Annotated in this window: 17 protein-coding genes and 1 pseudogene; 8 read left to right on the top strand and 10 right to left on the bottom strand. The window is 73.9% G+C overall.

Going from position 1 to position 18,862, the window contains the following annotated elements; all coding sequences use genetic code 11:
- Window positions 1-268: 268 nt before the first annotated feature.
- Together ABZ457_RS19425 and ABZ457_RS19420 are read left to right on the top strand one after the other, a co-directional pair.
- A complete protein-coding gene (locus ABZ457_RS19425; protein WP_359158800.1) occupies window positions 269-1,288 on the top strand; it encodes a phosphotransferase family protein in 1,020 nt (339 codons plus the stop codon).
- A 6-nt stretch (window positions 1,289-1,294) separates the two neighbouring features.
- Entirely contained in the window at window positions 1,295-2,509 is a 1,215-nt protein-coding gene (locus ABZ457_RS19420; protein ID WP_359158799.1) for an acyl-CoA dehydrogenase family protein, read from the top strand.
- Window positions 2,510-2,561: 52 nt separating this feature from the next.
- On the opposite strand, the gene ABZ457_RS19415 is transcribed toward ABZ457_RS19420, so the two are convergent.
- The 3 genes from ABZ457_RS19415 to ABZ457_RS19405 form a co-directional block, all read right to left on the bottom strand.
- On the bottom strand, window positions 2,562-3,656 hold the full coding sequence (locus tag ABZ457_RS19415; protein ID WP_359158806.1) for a YncE family protein: 1,095 nt from the start codon (window positions 3,654-3,656) through the stop codon (window positions 2,562-2,564).
- 246 nt (window positions 3,657-3,902) lie between these two features.
- Complete coding sequence (locus ABZ457_RS19410; RefSeq protein WP_359158798.1) at window positions 3,903-4,496, bottom strand: TetR/AcrR family transcriptional regulator; 594 nt, start codon at window positions 4,494-4,496, stop codon at window positions 3,903-3,905.
- A gap of 237 nt (window positions 4,497-4,733) precedes the next feature.
- Window positions 4,734-5,513 carry an SDR family oxidoreductase gene (locus ABZ457_RS19405; protein WP_359158797.1) on the bottom strand — a complete coding sequence of 260 codons (780 nt, stop codon included), beginning with the start codon at window positions 5,511-5,513 and terminating at the stop codon, window positions 4,734-4,736.
- A gap of 233 nt (window positions 5,514-5,746) precedes the next feature.
- Between ABZ457_RS19405 and ABZ457_RS19400 the strand changes: the two genes are divergently transcribed.
- From ABZ457_RS19400 to ABZ457_RS19385, 4 genes and pseudogenes are all read left to right on the top strand, one after another.
- Window positions 5,747-7,024, top strand: a complete 1,278-nt coding sequence (locus tag ABZ457_RS19400) for a DUF1343 domain-containing protein (RefSeq protein WP_359158796.1) — start codon at window positions 5,747-5,749, stop codon at window positions 7,022-7,024.
- A gap of 139 nt (window positions 7,025-7,163) precedes the next feature.
- Window positions 7,164-8,483 (top strand): annotated as a pseudogene (locus ABZ457_RS19395) (erythromycin esterase family protein).
- A gap of 82 nt (window positions 8,484-8,565) precedes the next feature.
- Complete coding sequence (locus ABZ457_RS19390) at window positions 8,566-9,873, top strand: serine-threonine protein kinase (RefSeq protein ID WP_359158795.1); 1,308 nt, start codon at window positions 8,566-8,568, stop codon at window positions 9,871-9,873.
- A gap of 194 nt (window positions 9,874-10,067) precedes the next feature.
- The gene (locus tag ABZ457_RS19385; protein WP_359158794.1) at window positions 10,068-10,679 is read left to right on the top strand and encodes a hypothetical protein; all 612 of its coding nucleotides are present in this window, start codon (window positions 10,068-10,070) and stop codon (window positions 10,677-10,679) included.
- 165 nt (window positions 10,680-10,844) lie between these two features.
- On the opposite strand, the gene soxR is transcribed toward ABZ457_RS19385, so the two are convergent.
- Window positions 10,845-11,327, bottom strand: a complete 483-nt coding sequence (gene soxR / locus ABZ457_RS19380) for a redox-sensitive transcriptional activator SoxR (protein WP_359158793.1) — start codon at window positions 11,325-11,327, stop codon at window positions 10,845-10,847.
- A 137-nt stretch (window positions 11,328-11,464) separates the two neighbouring features.
- Here soxR and ABZ457_RS19375 point away from each other — a divergent pair, with 137 nt between their 5' ends.
- The gene (locus ABZ457_RS19375) at window positions 11,465-11,926 is read left to right on the top strand and encodes a MaoC family dehydratase (RefSeq protein WP_359158792.1); all 462 of its coding nucleotides are present in this window, start codon (window positions 11,465-11,467) and stop codon (window positions 11,924-11,926) included.
- A 22-nt stretch (window positions 11,927-11,948) separates the two neighbouring features.
- On the opposite strand, the gene ABZ457_RS19370 is transcribed toward ABZ457_RS19375, so the two are convergent.
- The 3 genes from ABZ457_RS19370 to ABZ457_RS19360 form a co-directional block, all read right to left on the bottom strand.
- A complete protein-coding gene (locus ABZ457_RS19370) occupies window positions 11,949-12,632 on the bottom strand; it encodes a TetR/AcrR family transcriptional regulator (RefSeq protein ID WP_359158791.1) in 684 nt (227 codons plus the stop codon).
- A 144-nt stretch (window positions 12,633-12,776) separates the two neighbouring features.
- Complete coding sequence (locus ABZ457_RS19365; protein WP_359158790.1) at window positions 12,777-13,064, bottom strand: YiaA/YiaB family inner membrane protein; 288 nt, start codon at window positions 13,062-13,064, stop codon at window positions 12,777-12,779.
- Window positions 13,065-13,176: 112 nt separating this feature from the next.
- Window positions 13,177-14,340: an acyl-CoA dehydrogenase family protein gene (locus tag ABZ457_RS19360; RefSeq protein ID WP_359158789.1), complete on the bottom strand. Its 1,164-nt coding sequence runs from the start codon at window positions 14,338-14,340 to the stop codon at window positions 13,177-13,179.
- A 93-nt stretch (window positions 14,341-14,433) separates the two neighbouring features.
- On the opposite strand from ABZ457_RS19360, the gene ABZ457_RS19355 reads away from it, so the two are divergent.
- Window positions 14,434-15,093, top strand: coding sequence for a TetR family transcriptional regulator (locus ABZ457_RS19355; RefSeq protein WP_359158788.1), 660 nt, complete (start codon window positions 14,434-14,436; stop codon window positions 15,091-15,093).
- A 304-nt stretch (window positions 15,094-15,397) separates the two neighbouring features.
- Here the strand turns inward: ABZ457_RS19355 and ABZ457_RS19350 are convergent, their stop codons facing one another.
- The 3 genes from ABZ457_RS19350 to ABZ457_RS19340 all read right to left on the bottom strand — a co-directional run bounded on the left by ABZ457_RS19350 (window position 15,398) and on the right by ABZ457_RS19340 (window position 18,771).
- Window positions 15,398-16,759, bottom strand: coding sequence for an MFS transporter (locus ABZ457_RS19350; RefSeq protein ID WP_359158787.1), 1,362 nt, complete (start codon window positions 16,757-16,759; stop codon window positions 15,398-15,400).
- Window positions 16,760-17,017: 258 nt separating this feature from the next.
- The gene (locus ABZ457_RS19345; RefSeq protein ID WP_359158786.1) at window positions 17,018-17,995 is read right to left on the bottom strand and encodes a sensor histidine kinase; all 978 of its coding nucleotides are present in this window, start codon (window positions 17,993-17,995) and stop codon (window positions 17,018-17,020) included.
- Window positions 17,992-18,771: an MEDS domain-containing protein gene (locus ABZ457_RS19340; protein ID WP_359158785.1), complete on the bottom strand. Its 780-nt coding sequence runs from the start codon at window positions 18,769-18,771 to the stop codon at window positions 17,992-17,994. Before ABZ457_RS19340 ends, ABZ457_RS19345 begins: the two co-directional genes overlap by 4 nt.
- Window positions 18,772-18,862 lie beyond the last annotated feature (91 nt).

Genomic DNA, 18,862 nt, shown 5'->3' with positions numbered 1-18,862 from the left:
AGACACACATGACGGTGATCTTCGCGAACTCTCAGACCGCGAAGATCACCACCGTCGACTACAAGCAGCAGTTGATCAATTACCCAACACTTTCTGAGCCTGCGGCCTGCCACACCCGAGCCGGGGGCCCGGAGCGCCGTCCGGGGTGTGATCCGCGCGGCGCTTCGGGGTGCGCACTGGACGACATACCGACTGGTCGGTCATCATGGTCACGGCCCGGGACCGACCACCCGGCCCGCCGACCAGACCGCCCCCGGAGGTGCGCACCATGAGCCCAGCCCCACAGGGCCTCGACCCCGACACGCTGCGCGAGTATCTCAACCGCGTACGCCCCGGGCTGGTGAACGGCCCCCTCGACGCGACGATCGTGCAGGGCGGCCGCTCGAACCTCACCTACCTCGTCACCGACGGCACCGGCCGCTGGGTCGTCCGGCGGCCCCCGCTCGGGCATGTCCTCGCCACCGCGCACGACATGAAGCGCGAGCACCGGGTCATCAGCGCGCTCGCCCCCACCGCCGTGCCGGTGCCCGAGCCGGTGCTGCTCTGCGAGGACGAGTCGGTGATCGGGGCGCCGTTCTACGTCATGGAGTACGTCGAGGGCACCCCGTACCGCACGGCCGAGCAGCTCGCCCCGCTCGGGCCGGAGCGGACCCGGGGCGCGGTGCTCTCCCTCGTCGACACCCTGGTCGATCTGCACGCCGTCGACCCGGAGTCGGTCGGGCTCGGCGACTTCGGGCGGCCCGAGGGCTTCCTCGACCGGCAACTGCGGCGCTGGGGGAAGCAGTTGGCCGCCTCGCGCGGACGCGAACTGGCGGGCGTGGACGAACTGCACGCCGCCCTGGGGCGGGAGCTGCCCGTCTCCCCGGCGCCGACCGTGGTGCACGGGGACTACCGGCTGGACAACGTCCTGATCGGCGAGGACGACCGCATCCGCGCCGTACTCGACTGGGAGATGTCCACCCTGGGCGACCCGCTGACCGACCTCGGGCTGCTGGTGATGTACAGCAGGCCGCTGAAGCTCGCGGGCTCCCCCATCAGCACCACCGCGGGCGCCGCCGGGCACCCCGACCCCACCGAGCTGATCGCCCGGTACGCGGAGCGCTCGGGCCGGGACACCTCGGCCATCTCCTGGTACACGGCCTTCGCCTGGTTCAAGCTCGCCGTGATCCTGGAGGGCATCCACTACCGGTACACCCTGGGCCAGACCGTCGGGCCCGGCTTCGACCGGATCGGCGACCTCGTCCCCGTCTTCATCGAGCACGGTCTCACCACCCTTCAGGAAGGCTGAGCAGCCATGGACTTCGCATTCGACGCCCGCACGGAGGAGCTGCGCGCCCGGCTGCTCGCCTTCATGGACGAGTACGTGTACCCGGCGGAGGAGGTCGAGCGGGAGCAGCGTGCCGCGCTCGCCTCGCCGTGGGACACCCCGGCGGTCATCGAGGAGCTGAAGGCCGAGGCCCGCCGCCAGGGCCTGTGGAACCTCTTCCTGCCGGACGCGGAGCACGGGGCCGGGCTCACCAACCTCCAGTACGCGCCGCTCGCCGAGATCACCGGCCGCAGCCCGCACCTCGCGCCGACCGCCCTCAACTGCGCGGCCCCGGACACCGGGAACATGGAGGTGCTGGCCCAGTTCGGCGACGACCAGCAGAAGAAGCGCTGGCTGGAGCCCCTGCTCGCCGGGGAGATCCGCTCGGCCTTCGCGATGACCGAGCCCGAGGTCGCCTCCTCCGACGCGACGAACGTGCGCACCCGGATCGACCGCGACGGCGACGAGTGCGTGGTCAACGGCCGCAAGTGGTACATCTCCGGGGCGATGAACCCGCGCTGCGAGATCTTCATCGTGATGGGCAAGACCGACCCGGAGGGCGACGACATCCGCCGCCAGCAGTCGATGATCCTGGTGCCCCGGGACACCCCGGGGGTCGAGATCCGCCGGGCCATGCAGGTGTACGGCTTCGAGGACCACTCCCACGGCGGCCACGCCGAGGTGGTGTTCACGGACGCCCGGGTCCCGGCGACGAACCTGATCGGGGAGCCGGGCAGCGGATTCGCGATCGCGCAGGCCCGGCTGGGGCCGGGCCGCATCCACCACTGCATGCGGCTGATCGGTATGGCCGAGCGGGCGATCGAGCTGATGTGCCGCCGGGCCGTCTCCCGTGAGGCGTTCGGCAAGGCGCTGGCCCAGCAGGGCGTGGTGCAGAACTGGATCGCGGACGCGCGGGTGACGGTGGAGCAGCTGCGGCTGCTGGTGCTGAAGACCGCGTGGCTGATGGACACGGTGGGCAACAAGGGCGCGCACACCGAGATCCAGGCCATCAAGATCGCGACCCCGCGCGCGGTGGTGGACATCATCGACAAGGCGGTGCAGGTGCACGGCGCGGGCGGGGTGAGCCAGGACTTCCCGCTGGCGGACCTGTGGGCGGGGGCGCGGACCCTGCGGCTGGCGGACGGCCCGGACGAGGTGCACCAGCGCTCGCTGGCCCGGCGGGAGCTGAAGCAGTACCTGTAGACGGGTCGAGTGTGCGGTGGCGGGGCCCGGGTTCGCCCGGGCCCCGTCCGCGTCACAGGACGGCCATACCCAGGGGGCGTTCACCCGCCGGCACCCGGGTGACCTCACCGGTCCCCGTGTCGACGACGCTGACGCCGTTCCAGTGGCCGTCCCGGGTGAAGCCGCCCGAGACATAGGCGGTGCGGCCGTCGCCGGACAGCATGACGTCCTCGTGCGGCCCCTCCAGCGGAATCACGCGCTCCGTGCCGTCGGGGGCGCGCACGGTCAGGGACGGGCCGGTGTCCTCGGCGGGGTCGATCGGGCCGGTGCCGACGACGAGGAGGGTGCCGTCCTCCGCGACGGCGACCCCGTGCTGGTGCGTGTTGGCGGTCATCGGCTCGACGCGCACCCGTCCGCTGTCCGGGTCGACCACGGCCAGCCGCTCGCCCTCGAAGGGGAGGAGCAGGGCGCCGTCGGCGGGGCGGACGGCGGTGTAGTGCGGCTTCAGCCAGGACCCGAGGCCGCCCTCGGTGCCGTACGGGGCGACCTCGATCCGGCGGGTGGCGCGGTCGCGGGCGTCGACCACAGTGACGTCGAAGGAGTCGTGGTTGGTGACGTAGACCTCGCGGCCGTCCCGGGAGACGTCCACGTCGAAGGGCCGGCGGCCCACGGGGGCGGTGGCGACGACCTCGCGCCGCTCGGTGTCGACCACCTCCAGCCGGCCCGGCCCGCCGGGGACGTTCACACCGACGTAGGCGTAACGCCCGTCCGGCGAGAGGGCGATGCCCATGCCGCCGCCCCGGTACTCGCCGGTGGTGACCGGGCCGGTGTCCGTCGCGTACGGGATCAGGGCGGTCCGCTTCCGGGCGGCGGTGTCCACGGCGGCCACGCCCTCGGCGGTCGCGACCCAGGCGGTGCCGTCCGCGCCGAGGGCGATCCCGTACGGGGCGGTGCCGACCTCGACCGAGCCGCGTTCCCGCGCCGCGCCGCCGGAGGCCGAGGGGCCGACGAAGGTGACGGTGTCGGCGCCGAAGTCGGTGACGAGGAGGGTGTCCCGGGGGGCGCGGGGGCCGTCGGCGGGGGTGCCCGGGGCATCGGCGGTGGTGGTGGGGCTCGGGGTGGCCGGGGCCGGGGGTTCGCCGTCGCCCGTCGCGCACCCGGCGAGCATCACGGCGGCGGCGGGCGCGGCGAGCAGGAAGGCCCGCCGCCGCGCCCGCCGGGGCCGCTGGTCCGGTGACCGGTCGTCGTACGGCATGGTGGCGCTCCCCGCCCTCGGCGTCGCCGCCCGGTCGGCGGCCCGGCGCGCGTCGGGCGCCGTGCCTCCAGCCTCCCCGTCGCGGGGCCCCCGGGCGGTCCCCGGCCCGGCCGACCCGGGGGTCCACCGATCGGCCGACCCCGGCGGGGCCGCCTGCTGTTACGGGCGCAGCGCGCGCAGGAGCAGGTCCGCGAGGTGGTCGGCGACCTGCTGCTTGCTCAGGGGGCCGTCCGGGCGGTACCAGGTGGAGAGGTGGTGGACCGAGCCGAAGTGGTAGTCCACGACCAGGTCCGCGGGGGTGGCGGAGGAGAAGACGCCGCTGTGCTGCCCCTCCTCGACCAGCGCGCGGAAGCGCTCGTGGTAGCGGCGGCGCTCGGCGCGGACCTGCTTGTGCTTCTCCGGGCTCAGATGGTGCATCGAGCGGAAGAAGATCGCCGCGTCGTCGAGGTTGTCGATGGTGGTCACCACCACGTCCGCCGCGGCGCCCCGCAGACGCTCCTCCACGGGCGCGTCGGCGTCCGCGTACCCGTCGAGGCGCTCCTGCTGGACGCGCAGGACCCGGGCGTAGACCTCCTGGAGGAGGTCCTCCTTGGAGCCGAAGTAGTGGTAGAGCGCGCCCTTGGTGACGCCGGCCGCCTCGACGATCTCCTGCACGGAGGTGCGGTCGTACCCCTGCTCCGCGAACAGCCGGGTGGCGGTGGCCAGCAGCCTCTGCGGTACGGGCGTGCCCTCCCCGTCCGTCGCCTTGGCCATCGCCGCCACCCGCCTTTCCGCTGTGCCTGTCGTCCGCCGCGCGGCTCCCGCGCGGTGGGGGTCGCGCCCCCTCGGCGCGGACCCCGCCCGAGGATCTTCCCATTCGCCCGGCCCGCCGGCCGCCACCGGACCTCACGCGGCCTCGGCCCGACCATCCGCGCGGCCTCCGCCGGGCGCCGGGCGGGGGCGGCGAGGGCCGGGCGGGCGCCGGCCCGGGTGCCTTCCGGGCCGGGGCCGTCAGGCGTCCGGGGTCGCGTCCCGGGTCTCCTCCCAGGTGCGCTGGATGTGGTTCATCCCGCCCAGCCAGCGGTCGGGCTCGGTGGCCCGCGCCGCGTAGTAGCCGGCGACCTCGGGGTGCGGGAGGACCAGGAAGCGGTCCTCCTTCATCGCGTCGAAGAGGGCGTCCGCGACCGCCTCCGGCTCGATGGCGGTGGGCTGGAGGACGAGGTCGCCCGCCGATCCGGTCGCGGCGAGCATGTCCGTGCGCACGCCCTGCGGGCAGATGGCGTGCACCTTCAGACCGCGGTGCCGGTAGGTCAGCGAGAGCCACTCGGCGTAGGCGAGGGCGCCGTGCTTGGTGACGCTGTAGGGCGCCGCGCCGATCATGGTGAGCAGGCCCGCGGCGGAGACGGTGGAGACGAAACGGCCACTGCCGCGCTCCAGCCAGTCGGGCAGCAGGGCGCGGCTCGCGCGGACATGGGCCATCACATTGACGTCCCAGGCGGCGGCCCATACGTCCTCGTCGGCGAAGGCGTCGCCGCCGGAACCGAGTCCCGCGTTGGCGCAGTAGACGTCGACGGTGCCGCCGAGGGCGTCGCGCGCCTCCTCGACGATGCCGGAGGCGTCGCCGGGCACGGCGGTGGCGCCGATCTCGTCGGCCACGGCCTTCGCCCTGGCGCCGTCGATGTCGTTGACCACGACCCGTGCGCCCTCGGCGGCGAACCGGCGGGCCAGCGCGGCGCCGATCCCGCCGCCCGCGCCCGTGACGACAACTCCCGCGCCCCGCACCGTACTCATCGTGTTCCGCCTCTCCCCTGCCGTGCTGCTTCGTGCGGCCGCCGGGCCCGTCGGGCGCCTGCCGTGCCGTGCGGCCGTCGGTCTCCGGCCGGAGAGTCAGACTAACCGGTCGGTATGTATGGGTGGAAGAGGGCGGCCGGGCGGCACGACGGGCGTGCCGGGGTCGTTCCCGGCGGCGGTCAGGAGCGCTAGCCTGCGTGGCCATGACAGACAGCGATCACGGAGGTGGCCCGATGGGACTGTCCAGACGGGGTCTGCTCACCGCGGGCACCGGCGCGCTCGCCGCGACCGCCGCGTCCGCTCCGGGCGCCGCCGCGCAGGGCGGCCCGCACACCGGCCCGGGCTCGCACGACGGCGGCCCCGGACGGGTGCGCACCGGTTTCGAGCGGCTGGCCGCGAGCGGCTACGCGGCCCTGTCCGGTGAACGCGTCGGCGTGGTGACCAACCCCACCGGCATCACCCGGGACGTGCGCCACATCGTGGATGTGATGCACGCCGACGACCGCGTGGACCTGCGGGCCGTGTTCGGGCCCGAGCACGGCTTCCGGGGCACGGCGCAGGCGGGCGGTTCCGAGGGCCGCTACGACGACCCCGCGACCGGACTGCCGGTCTACGACACCTATCTGAAGAGCGGTCAGGAGCTGGCCGACATCTTCACCGCCTCGGGCGTGGACACCGTCGTCTTCGACATCCAGGACGCGGGCGCCCGCTTCTACACGTACATCTGGACCCTCTACGACTGCATGGAGTCCGCGGCGCGGGCCGGGAAGCGGTTCGTGGTGCTGGACCGGCCGAACCCGGTGACCGGGCGGGCGGCCCTCGGGCCGGTGCTGGACAGGGCGTTCGCGACCTTCGTCGGCCGGGAGCCGATCGCGCAGGCGCACGGGATGACGGTCGCGGAGCTGGCCCTGCTGTTCAACGCGGAGTTCCTGGCGGAGCGGCCGGTCGAGCTGGAGACCGTGACCATGAAGGGCTGGCGGCGCTCGGACTTCTTCGACGCCACCGGGCTGCCCTGGGTGCCGCCGAGCCCGAACATGCCGACTCCCGAGACCGCGCTGGTCTACTCGGGCACCTGCCTGTTCGAGGGCACCAACCTCTCGGAGGGGCGCGGCACCACCCGTCCGTTCGAACTGCTGGGCGCCGAGGGGATCGACCGGCGCTGGGCCGAGGCAGCGAACGCGCTGGGGCTGCCCGGGGTGCGCTTCCGGGAGGCGTACTTCGCCCCGACCTTCTCCAAGTTCCAGGGGAAGACCGTCGGCGGGGTGCAGCTGCACGTCCACGACCGGGAGGAGTTCGACCCGGTGCGGACCGGGATCGGGCTGCTGGTGACCGCGAAGCGGAGCTGGAGCGGCTTCGCCTGGCGGCCGGACAACTGGATCGACAAGCTCACCGGTTCGACGTCGGTGCGCACCCTGATCGACGCGGGCGCGGACACCGACGAGGTGGTGGGGGCGTGGTCCGGCGCCCTGGCCGCGTTCCGCCGCGTGCGCAGGCGTCATCTGCGCTACTGACGCGGCTCCCCGGCCGGGGCCGCACCGACGAGGCCCCGGGCCGCCGGCTGCCGGCCCCCCGGGGGTGGGGCGGACCCCACCCCCGGGACGGGGGCGTCCACCCTGGCCGCGCTCAAGGGCGTCCGGCCAGGGTGGAACCATGAACCGGTTACGACGCCACCCCCTGCGGCGGCATCTGCTGCTGCTCCTCTGCGCCCTCGCCCTGATCGCCCTCACCGCCCCCGCCCGCGCGCAGCAGCAGGACGCCGACCCGGTGCGCGCCCTGGCCCGTGCCGCCCACCCGCTCGCCGACCTCGGGCCGCTGGAGCGGGCGATCGGCTCCGCGACGATCGTGGGTGTCGGCGAGGCGACGCACGGCTCCGCCGAGTTCTTCACCACCAAGCACCGGCTCTTCCGGCACCTGGTGGAGCGCCGGGGCTTTCGGACCTACGCCCTGGAGGCCACCTGGAGCGCCGGCCTGCGGCTCAACGACTACGTACTGCACGGCCGGGGCGACCCCCGCACGATCATGCGCGAGGAGTTCCAGGAGTCGTATCTGATCTGGCACACCCGTGAGCACCTGGACCTGATCCGCTGGATGCGGGCGTACAACCTCCGCCACCCGGACCGGCCGGTCCAGTTCACGGGCAACGACCTCGCCCACGCGGGCACCCGGCTCTTCGACGAGGTGACCGCCTGGGTGGCCGAACGCCACCCGCGTCTGCTGCCCGTGTTCGAGGACCGCTACCGCGCTTCCCGGCCACAGGGGAGCGTGCACGAGGCCATCACGCGCTACCTGGCGCGCCCCCTCGCCGAGCGCCGCGCCCTGGCCGCCGACGTCAACGCGGCCCTCACCCTGCTGGAGGGCCTGCCGCCGGGTCCGGACCGGGAACGCCACGCCCTGGTCCTTCAGCACGCGCGCGCCATCGCCCAGACCGGGACCGAGTTCTCCTTCGACCTGCACCAACCGGCGGGCGCGGCGGCGGCCATGCGCTACCGCGACCGGGTGATGGCCGAGAACACCCTCTAGTGGCAGCGGCACACCGGCCACCGGATGCTGGTCTCCGCCCACAACGGCCACATCCGGCTGGAGACCAACGACCCCGAGCGGTACCCGAAGGTCCAGGGCACCTTCCTGCGGGAGGCGGTCGGCGCCCGGTACGTCGGCATCGGGTTCACCTTCGGCAGCGGCTCGTTCCACGCCCTGGACCTCACCGACCCGCAGGAGGCGCAGGGCACCTTCTCCGTCGGCCCGCCCCCGCCCGGGAGCAACGAGCACACGCTGGCGCGGGTGACGGACCGGGACTGGTACCTGGACCTGCGGTCGGCTCCCCCGGCCGCCCGCGCGTGGCTGGGAGTGACCCGTCCGACGCGGGACATCGGCAACGCCTGGCCCGCCGAACCGGAACCGGTGCGCCTCCTCACGTCGTACGACGTCCTGATCCACCTGCACCGGGTCCGGGCGGCCGACCGGCTCTGAGGCCCGCCGGGGGCCGCCGGGGTATGGCCGTTTCCCCTCTTGCGCAGGATGCTGTCAGAAGGGGAAGAGGGAGGGGCGTGCCATGGCGGGGGCGGGTGTGCAGCCGTACCGGGAGGTCGTCTTCGACGCGGACGGCGATCTGCTGGAACCGTACGAGGGGCGGCCCGGCGGCGGGCCGGGCGAGGAGGGGGTCACCGACCTGGTGCTGTTCGCGCACGGGTGGAACAACACCCCGTCGACGGCACGGCGGTTGAACGCGGCGTTCTTCGCCGAGTTCGCCAAGTCGGCGGCGCAGACACCGCAGGCGCGGCTCGGCTACGGCGGGGTGCTCTGGCCGTCGATGCGCTTCGGCGACGAGCCGATACCCGATGTGGCCTCCCCCGCGCCGGGCGCGCAGCCGGCCGGGCCGGGGCTCGACCGGTGGACCCGGGAGGTGCTGGCCGAACTGCACCCCGGGCACCGGGCGACCGTGCGCCGGCTGGGCCTGCTGCTGGACCAGCGGCCGGAGTCCCGGGCCGCCTTCGGGGAGTTCGGCCGGCTGGCGCGGCAGCTCGCGGCGGCCCCGCCGGGCGGCCTGGAGACGGGCTTCGCGGAGGACCTGCCGTCCGAGGAACAGGGCCCGCCCGCCGTCCTCTACGAGGACGCGCTCACCCTGTGCCGCCGCTTCGCGGACGCCCTCGACGCGGAGCCGGGCGCGTCCCCGGGCCCGCCGTCCTTCACCGGCGACCTGGCGCCCGCGTGGCGGGGGGCCAAGGAACTGCTGCGGCAGACCACGTACTACGCGATGAAGCGGCGGGCGGGGGCGGTCGGCGAGATGGGGCTGGGGCCGCTGCTCGGGCGCCTCGCGCGCACCGCGCCGGGGCTGCGGGTGCATCTGGTGGGGCACGGCCACGGTGCGCGTCTGATGGCCTTCGCGCTGCGGGGGCTGCCGGAGGGCGCGGAGAACGTCAAGTCCCTCGTCCTGCTCCAGGGGGCGCTGTCGCACTACGCGTTCGCCTGCGGGCTGCCGGGCGCCCCGCACAGCGGCGGTGCGCTGGCCGCCCTCCAGGAGCGGGTGGACGGCCCGGTGGTGGCCTGCCACTCGCGGTACGACAGCGCGCTGGGCGTCTTCTACCCGCTGGCCGCGGGGCTCGCGGGCGACCCGGCCTCGGCGGTGCGGGCGGACCCCCGCTGGTGGGCGATGGGCCACGACGGCATCCCGGCCGAGACGGGCGCCGCCCGGATCACCCTGGCGGAGGCGCTGAGCGGGGCGCTGCCCCGGTCCGGGTGCGTGAGCGTGGACGCGGCCCCGGTGGTCCGGCGCGGCGGCCCGCCCGCGGGCGCGCACAGCGACATCTGCCACGAGGAACTGGCCCGGGTGGTGCTGGCGGCGGGGCGGGTGGGGCGATAGGGAGTGTCGGGGGCTCGGAGGTGTCCGGGGGCGTGCACCGGGCGTACAAGGCTTCGACGGGGTTACCCGAACGGGGGGAACGAGGGGTACGGATCCGGCCTAATCCACCTCCGGGCATTTTCGACGGAGCCGGAACGGGCACTCCTACGTCCATTCCTCAACGCCGGTGTACGAGTGACGGAGGTGCCGGGACCATGGCAGGTTTCCGCAGTCTGGCAAGACAGGTGCGCGACCCGAGGTGCGACACGGCTCTGCGCAGGTACTCGCTGCGCAAGTGCCTGGAGCGGTTCGCCCCCTACGGGCACAGGGCGACCTGGGACCATCTGTGCGCGAGGCACGGCATCGAACCGGAGGACCGGGACCCGGATCCGGCGCGGCTGGTGGCCGCGCTCGACGAGCTGGAGGACGCCCGGGCCGTGTGGCTCGCCTACGAGGAGGACTTCGCCGGCCGCCGCAAGCGCGAGAAGCACGAGGGGCTGCGCCGTCCCGGCCACATCGACGACTGGCACCGCAGGACCTGGGGCGGCCACGGGGTCGCCCGCTGCGACACCCCCGGCGAGCACCCGACGCAGCCGCTGGGCGAGGTGCTGCGCCGGCTGATCCGGGCGCTGGAGGCGGACCCGGACGGCGCCTGCCCGGTGTGCCGGGACACCCACATCGTGTGGCGGCACGGCCTGGAGCACGAGCCCTCCTCGGGTCCGGTCTGCACGGGCTGCGGGATCGTGGTGCCGCAGCCGGTGCTCACCCCCGAGGCGGTGGCCGCGGCCCGGCGGGCGGGGCGGGGCGCGCTCGCGTCGGTCGCCTGACGCCCACGGGGTCCCGGTGCCGGGCGGGGTGCCGGGGGCCGGTTCGCGGGCCCGGGCCGGTGCCGTGGTGCCCGCCGGGGGTCAGCGGTCGTCGCGTCCGTCCGCCTGTGCGTCTGCCCGCCCGCGACCACGGCAGAGGCCGATTCCCCTGGCCCCAGGGCGTGGTCAGCTGTCGTCGCGCGGGGCCGGCCGCCGGCCCTCGGGCAGCAGACGGGAGCCGGTGAGCCGTTCGCCGAAGACGTCGTCCGGATTGGAGAGCACACAGGTCTCCAGGGACAGACAGCCGCACCCGATGCAGTCGGTGAGGTGGTCGCGCAGGCGCCCCAACCGCTGGATGCGCTCGTCCAGTTCACTGCGCCAGGCCGCGGAGAGCCGTGCCCAGTCCTCGCGGTCGGGGGTGCGCTCCTCGGGCAGTTCGGCGAGGGCGTCGCGGATAGTGGCGAGCGGGATGCCGACCCGCTGCGCGGCCCGGACGAAGGCGACCCGGCGCAGGGTGTCCCGGGTGTAGCGGCGCTGGTTGCCGCTGGTGCGGCGGCTGGAGATCAGGCCCTTGGACTCGTAGAAGTGCAGGGCGGACACGGCCGCGCCGCTGCGCGCCGAGAGCTGGCCGACCGTGAGCTCGTGGATCTTCTCGGGAATCTGTGGCACTCCTCGAACCCTACGTCGCCGTGGCGTCGACCGGTGCCGTCCGTTGACAAGCCGACGCCCGCGCGACCATGCTGAGCAAGCGCTTGGACAGGCGCGAGAGACAGCCGAGAGATCGCTGAAAGGCAGGGACCAGGGACATGGCCGAGCCGAGGATCTTCACCTCCCCCGAGGAGCTGCGCGCCGGAGTCGGCGGGCAACTGGGCCACAGCGAGTGGCTGGAGGTCGACCAGAAGCGGATCGACCTGTTCGCCGAGGCGACCGGCGACCACCAGTGGATCCATGTCGACCCGGAGCGCGCGAAGACCGGCCCGTTCGGCACCACGATCGCGCACGGCTACCTCACCCTCTCGCTGTTGCCGATCCTCGTCCCCCAGGTGCTGCGGGTGGAGGGCGTGAAGATGGGCCTCAACTACGGCTGCAACAAGGTGCGTTTCCCCGCGCCCGTGCCCGTGGGGTCCCGGCTGCGCGCCTCGGCCGTCCTCCAGGACGTCACGGAGGCGGGCGGCGGGGTGCAGGTGACGGCCCTCGTCACGATCGAGCGCGAGGGCGGCGACAAGCCGGTGTGCGTGGCGGAGTCGGTCTCCCGCTACTTCTTCTGACCTGTCTGCTTCCTCTGACCGTCTACTTCTTCTGAACCATGCGCAGCACGAGGTCGGCGTAGAAGGCGCCGACCTCGTCGGGCGTGCGGCGGCCCTGGGTGTTGAACCAGCGGGCCACGTCGATGCAGAGGGAGAGGACGGCGACGGTGGTGCCCGGCACGTCGGGGACGTCGAACTCCCCGGCGGCCACGCCCTCCTCCAGGAGCCTGCGCACCACCGCGTCCGTCTCCCGGCGCAGCTCGATGATCTCCGCGCGGTGGGCCTCGCTCAGCGCGTCCAGCTCGTACTGGACGACCCGGGCGGTGGTGTGGCGTCCGGCGTGCCAGCGGACGAAGGACCGCACGGCGCCGGCGAGCCGCTCGCTGGGGCCGCCCTCCCCCGCGTACGCGGCCGAGAGGATCTCCAGGGCCTTGTCGTGCCCGATCCGGCTGATCCGGTGGAGGAGCTCCTCCTTGGTCTTGTAGTGGATGTACAGGGCGGCCGGGCTCATGCCCGCGCGGCCGGCGATGTCACGTGTGGTGGTCGCGTGGTAACCGCGCTCGGCGAACGCCTCCACCGCGGCGACCAGCAGCTTCCGGGCGGCGTCGGGGGTGACCTCGTCCCACGGCTTCTCGTCGCCGGCCGCCGGCGCGCCCACGGCCGCGCCGCCGGTCACCGCGGAGCCGGCCGTCTCGCCGCCGGTCGCCGTCTGGTCCGCCGCTGTCATCACTCGCCCCTTCCCTGGCACAGGACGAACACCATACCCCGGCGGTGAGCGAGCGCTTAGCCCACGCGCGTCACGTTTCGGTACGCGGGCCCGCGACCGGCCCGGGGCGGGTCCGGAGCCCGGCCCGGACCCGTCGGCCCCGGGTCAGAGCTTCTGGAAGGGGTCGTGCTCGGCGAGGAGCTTCTCCAGCCGGGCCTGGTCGACCCGGCTGACGATCTGCCCGGCCTCCTGGCGGTCCCGGACGACCTTGGCGAGGGTGAAGGCGGAGGTGGTGAGGTAGAGGACGGCGATGCCCATGAAGGCGCGCACCCAGCCGTCCGCGTCCATGTGGTAGATGCCGATGGCGACCGCGCCGAGGGCGATCGCGAAGGAGATCACGGCCTGACCGTAGTAGGCCGTGGTGTTCTGCTGCTTGACCGGTGTCTCACTCATGGGCACAGCATCGCGAGCGGTGACGCGTGCCACATGAGTGCGGGTACTCAACCGGCGTACTCAATCCGCGTACTCAGCCCGCGTACTCAACCCGCGCCCCCGGAGGGCGCGTTCAGAACGCCGAGACCCCGGTGAGGGCCCGCCCGATGATGAGCTTCTGGATCTGGCTGGTGCCCTCGTACAGCGTCATCACCCGTGCGTCGCGCAGGAGTTTGCCGACCGGGTACTCGTCGATGTAGCCGTAGCCGCCGAAGACCTGGAGGGCGTTGTTCGCGGCGCGCACGGCCGCCTCGGAGGCGAAGAGCTTCGCCTTGGAGGCGGCGGTCGCGAACTCCCGCCCCCGGTCGACCAGATCGGCGACCCGCCAGGTCAGCAGCCGGGCGGCGTCCACGTCGACCGCGATGTCGCTGAGGAGTTCCTGCACCAGCTGGTAGTGGGCGATGGGCCGCCCGAACTGCTCGCGCTCGCCCGCGTAGGCGACGGCCGCGTCCAGCGCGGCCTGGGCGATGCCGACGCAGCCGGCGGCGACCGACATCCGGCCCTTGGCCAGGGCGGACATGGCGATCGAGAAGCCCTTGCCCTCGGGGCCGAGCATCGCGGAGTCCGGCACCCGCACGCCGTCGAGGACCAGTTCGGCGGTGGCCTGGCCGCGCAGGCCGAGCTTGCCGTGGATCTCCCGGCGGGTGAGGCCGGGGGCGTCGGCGGGGACGAGGAAGGCGGAGACGCCCCGGTGGCCGGGGGTGTCGTTGGTGCGGGCGAACAGCAGGACGACGTCGGCCCAGGTGCCGTTGGTGATGAACATCTTGGAGCCGCTGATCAGCCAGTCACCGCCGGAGGTGTCCCCGTCGCGGACGGCCCGGGTCGCCAGGTTCCCCGCGTCGGAGCCGGTGCCGGGCTCGGTGAGGCCGAAGCAGCCCACCGCGTCCCCGGTGGTCAGCCGCGGCAGCCAGGCGCGCTTCTGCTCCTCGGTGCCGTACGCGGCGATCGTCTTGGCGACCAGCCCCAGCGAGACGGAGACGATCCCCCGCACCGAGGAGTCGCCGCGGCCCAGCTCCTCCGTGACCAGGCAGTAGGAGAGGTGGTCGCCGCCGGAGCCGCCGTACTCCTCGTCGACCGTGAGCCCGAGGAAGCCCAGCGCGCCGAGCTTCTTCACGATGCCCCGGTCGACGCTCTCGGCCCGGTCCCAGGCGACGGCGTGCGGAGTGACCTCGCGGGCGACGAAGTCACGGGCGAGCCGCCGGACGGCCTCCTGCTCCTCACCGAGTTCCAGGTTCATGCGCGGGGCCCCTTCCCGACCGTGCTCCGGATCGCGCGACCACGTTTAACTACCACTGCTAGTTTATTGGACGCAGGGCCTACTATGTGCCGCATGGCCCGACCGCGCAAGCCCCTCCTGAGCCGAGACCGCATCGTGGACGCGGCCTGCGCGCTGGTCGACGCGGAGGGGCTGGAGGCGGTCTCCACCCGCCGGCTCGCGGCCGAACTGGGCGTCAGCGGCCCGTCCCTCTACAACCACTTCCGCAACAAGGACGAGATCCTGGACGCGGTCGCGGACGCGGTCAGCGCCCGTGTCGACCTGTCGATGTTCGACGAGGACGACCCGCGCGACTGGCGCACCGCCCTGCACGACTGGGCCCTCTCCTACCGGGCCGCCCTGCGCGCCCACCCCCACACCGTCCCGGTCCTCGCCCGAGGCCCGGGCCGCCGCCCGGCCGGCCTGAAGGTCGCCGACGCGGTGTTCGGCGCGATGGTCCGCGCGGGCTGGCCCCCCGCCCAGGCGACCCGCATCGGCGCCCTGATGCGCTACTTCATCACCGGCTCCGCCCTCGGCTCCTTCGCCGCCGGCTTCGTCGACGACGCGACCGCCTACGACCCCGCCGACTACCCCCACCTGGGCCGCGCCCACCTCCTCGCGGAACACCGCGAACAGGTCGACGAGGGCGCGTTCGAAACGGGCCTGACGGCGCTGCTCGACGGGTTGGCCCTCCGGTACGAGGCGGGGGCGGAGGGGCGGCGGCCGAGCGGATAGTCCGGCGGACGGGCGCGGGCATCGGGGCCCCTCCCTGTCCGGCGACGGCACTACGGCCGCGGCCCTCAGGAGATCGTACGACCTCTGGTACCGGCGCGGCGAGCCGCCGGATCGTCACCGTGGGCGACCACTGTTCGATGCTCGCGGCGCGCCTCTCCGCCTCCAGAATCTCGTTGGGCAGGCTCGGTCCGTAGAAGCTGCCCCGAACGGTTCGCGGGATGGTCGTGACCGCAGCCCAGGGACGCCCACCGTGCCGTATGCGCGATTCCGCGCATACGGCACTCGTCCGGGGTGCCCGGACCCGTCAGTCCGCGTGGGCGTCGACCGGGGGTGGGGTCGGGTCCGGGGTGGGTGGGGTAACGGCGGACGCGCGGGTGGCGAGGATGCGGATGGAGAGGAGGGCGATCACCGCGAGGCCGATGATGTACGCGGCGACCGACATCGAGGTGCCCGTCGCCTCCAGGAGCAGGACCATCACGAACGGGGCCAGCCCGCCGCCGAAGACGGCCGCGATCTGGTAGCCGAGGGAGGCTCCCGTGTAGCGCATCTCGGCGGTGAACAGCTCGGCGAAGAGCGCCGCCTGGGGGCCGTACATGATGCTCAGGAAGCAGGAGGTGACGAAGGTGCCAACGGCCAGCCACAGCAGTGAGGCCGTGTCGATGAGCAGGAACATCGGCACCGCCCAGAGCAGCAGGCCGACCGCCCCCGCCGCGTAGATCCGCAGGCGGCCGACGCGGTCGGAGAGCGCGGCGGAGGCGGGGATCAGCGCGAGCTGGGTGACGCTGACGCCGAGGGAGACGGCCAGCACCGCGCCGCGTTCCATGTCGAGTTCCCGGGTCGCGTAGTCCAGGACGCCGGTGATGATGATGTAGAAGGTCGCGGTGTTGACGGCGAAGGACCCGCCGGCCAGGAACACCGTGCCGAGGTGGTTGCGCAGGATCGTCCGGAGCGGGGAGCGCCGCTCCTGCTGCGACTTCTCCGCCTCCGCGAGGGCACGTTCGGCCTCCCGGAACTCCGGGGTCTCCTCGACGCGGGTGTGGATGTACCAGGCGAGCCCGAGGACGAGGAAGCCGACGACGAACGGCACCCGCCAGCCCCAGGAGGTGAAGGCGGCCTCGCTGGTGAGCGAACCGGCCAGCAGGAAGACCGAGTTGGCGGTGACCACGCCGATCGGGACGCCGAGCTGGACGAGGCTGCCGTAGAGGCCGCGCTTGCCCTCGGGGGCGTACTCGGTGGCCATGAGCATCGCCCCGCCCCACTGGGCGCCGACCGCGAGGCCCTGGACGATGCGGAAGAGGACCAGCAGCACGGGCGCGGCGATGCCGATCTGCTCGTACGTGGGGAGCAGGCCGATACCGGCGGTGGCGACGCCCATCAGCGTCAGCGCGAGGACCAGCATCGGCTTGCGGCCGTGCTTGTCGCCGAGCTGGCCGGCGATGATGCCGCCGACCGGCCGGGCGAGGAAGCCGACCGCGAAGGTGGCGAAGGCGGCGAGCACTCCGGCCGAGGGGCTGCCGGAGGGGAAGTACAGGTCGCCGAGGACGAGGGCGGCGGCGATGCCGAAGACGAAGTAGTCGTACCACTCGACGGCCGAGGCGAGCGCGGCGGCGGTGGCGACCCGGCGCCGACGGGGGTCGGCGGCCGGGGCGGGGACGGGGGTGTCCATGCGTGCACACTCCGTGGGTGCGGAGACGAGGAGTGCGGGGAACGTACCGACCGGTGGGTATGGAGTCAACGGTTCGCGCAACGGGAGTTGTGGCAGGGGAGAGGAGGGGGCGGCGCCGGGGCACTTTCGGTGGCCGCGGGCACGGGTCAGGGGGGCGCACGGGTGAGGGCGGACGCACAGGTCAGGGCGGACGCACGGGTGAGGGCGGGCGGGGGCCCGCCCGGGCCCGGTCCGCGACGCGGGGGGGCGCCCCCGGGGTCAGCCCTCCTCGGCGTGCAGCCCCATGTGCAGCCGGATCCTGGTGCCCGCCTCCGGCGTGGAGCGGATCTCCACCAGGTCGCAGAACTGGTGCACCAGCCACAGCCCCCGGCCGCCGAGCTGGCCGTTCGCGGGCCGGATGCGGCCGGCCAGCGGGTCCTTGATGTACCCGGCGTCCTCGAACTCGCAGACGAGCGCGTCCCCCTCGGTCCAGATCCGCAGGGTGCCGTGCCCGCCGCCGTGGCGGATGGTGTTGGTGGCCACCTCCGTGGCGGCGACGTGCAGTTCGCGCAGCCGGCGGCCCTTCATACCCTGCGCGGTCGCGCAGTGGGTGATCCGGTCGCGGACGGCCGCGAGGTCGCCGCGCGCGTAGGGCAGTTCCTCGTGCGGTTCGCAGGGCCGGCTCAGGTCCTCGAAGGTGTAGCCGGCCTCGTCGGACCAGTCCGCGCTGGCCTCGGAACGGCCCTCCCGCAGGACGAGCGGGTGGCAGCGGCCGAGCGCCCGGAGCGCGTCGGGGCCGGTGCCGGTGGTGTCGAAGGGGCAGAGCATCGACCAGGCCGGGGTCTGCGCCAGCACCTTGTTGAGCAGCCACTCGTGGTAGCGCAGCTCCGCGACGTCCGCCGGGGTGCGGGCGTGCGCCCAGTCCGTCTCGCTGATGGTGCGCACCGGGCGGCCGGCGCGCACGTACTCGTCCACCCAGGACTGCCACGCCGCGATGAGGCGCCCCGGGTTCCCGCCGTACGTGGCCGGGTCGACGAAGCGGACCGGCCGGCCGGGCGGGACCTCCGGGCGCAGCAGGGCCGCCTTGCCGGGCGGGACGGCGACCACGACGGCCTCGTCGCCGTCGACGGCGTCGCCGATGAAGCGGAGGGTGGCGCTCAGGAACGCGTCGTCGCCCGCGTACGGGTACAGCTCGTGGCGGACGACCGCCGGCGCCTCCCGGGCGGCCCCGGCCCCGTGCCCGCGTGCGGTGCTCACGGTGCGATCACCACCGGGCTGTCGGGCTCGTCGTAGCCGGCGAGCTGCCAGCACAGTTGGACGGTCTCGTTGGCGCTGTGCAGCACGACCTTGCGGTGGGGCAGATGGCGCGCGGCCTCCAGCAGGGCGCGCATGCCGGCCGCGTCGATCATCTCCAGCCGTGAGCAGTCCAGACGGGTGCTCACCGCCTCCGCCACCACCGCGCGCAGCGCGGCGCCGAACGCCGGAGCCCCTTCGGAATCGATCACTCCGGCCACGTTCCAGCAGCCCCTTTCGACGAACAGGCGAAACCCGGGATCCGGTGGTCGGGTGCCCAGACTCTGGGGATGCACGCACAGCACCTGATCCAGTGTGGGCGCCGTCCACTGCGCCTGCTGGTAGGCGCACACGACCATCGCGCCCCGGTCCGCCGCGAACTCGTCGAGGGCGAGTTCGGTGGGCAGCAGGGTCGTGGTCGTGACGCCCGGTGCCCCGGCGGTCACCTCGCGCAGGATGCGGACCGAGCGGAAGCCCTGGCGGTCGGCCGTGTCCGCCTCGCGCCGCACGGCGGCGAGCAGGGAGTCCTCAAGGCGGGCGGGGTCGAGGAAGACCAGGTCGGGCTGGCGGAACCGGCGGTCGTCCGGGCCGACCACGAGGACCTTGTCGCCGAAGAGCGCTCCGTCCGCGACGAAGGCCGCCGCGGAGCCCAGGAGGCCGTCCGCCGGGTCGAGGAGGGAGCAGACGTGGTCACCGCGTTCCACCTCGTCCAGCGTCGCCAGGATGCGCGGCGGTCTCACCAGGGTCTCCTTCCCCGTCGGATGACGCAGCCTACCGCCAGGGCCGCCGCGTCGTGGGTGTGAACGGATCCTGCCCCGTGCGGGCGCGCGG

It is taken from the genome of Streptomyces sp. NPDC005805 (assembly GCF_040630445.1).
Taxonomy (GTDB): Bacteria; Actinomycetota; Actinomycetes; order Streptomycetales; family Streptomycetaceae; genus Streptomyces.
Note: the sequence above shows the minus strand (reverse complement) of the source record. Positions and strands in the feature narration are given on the sequence as shown.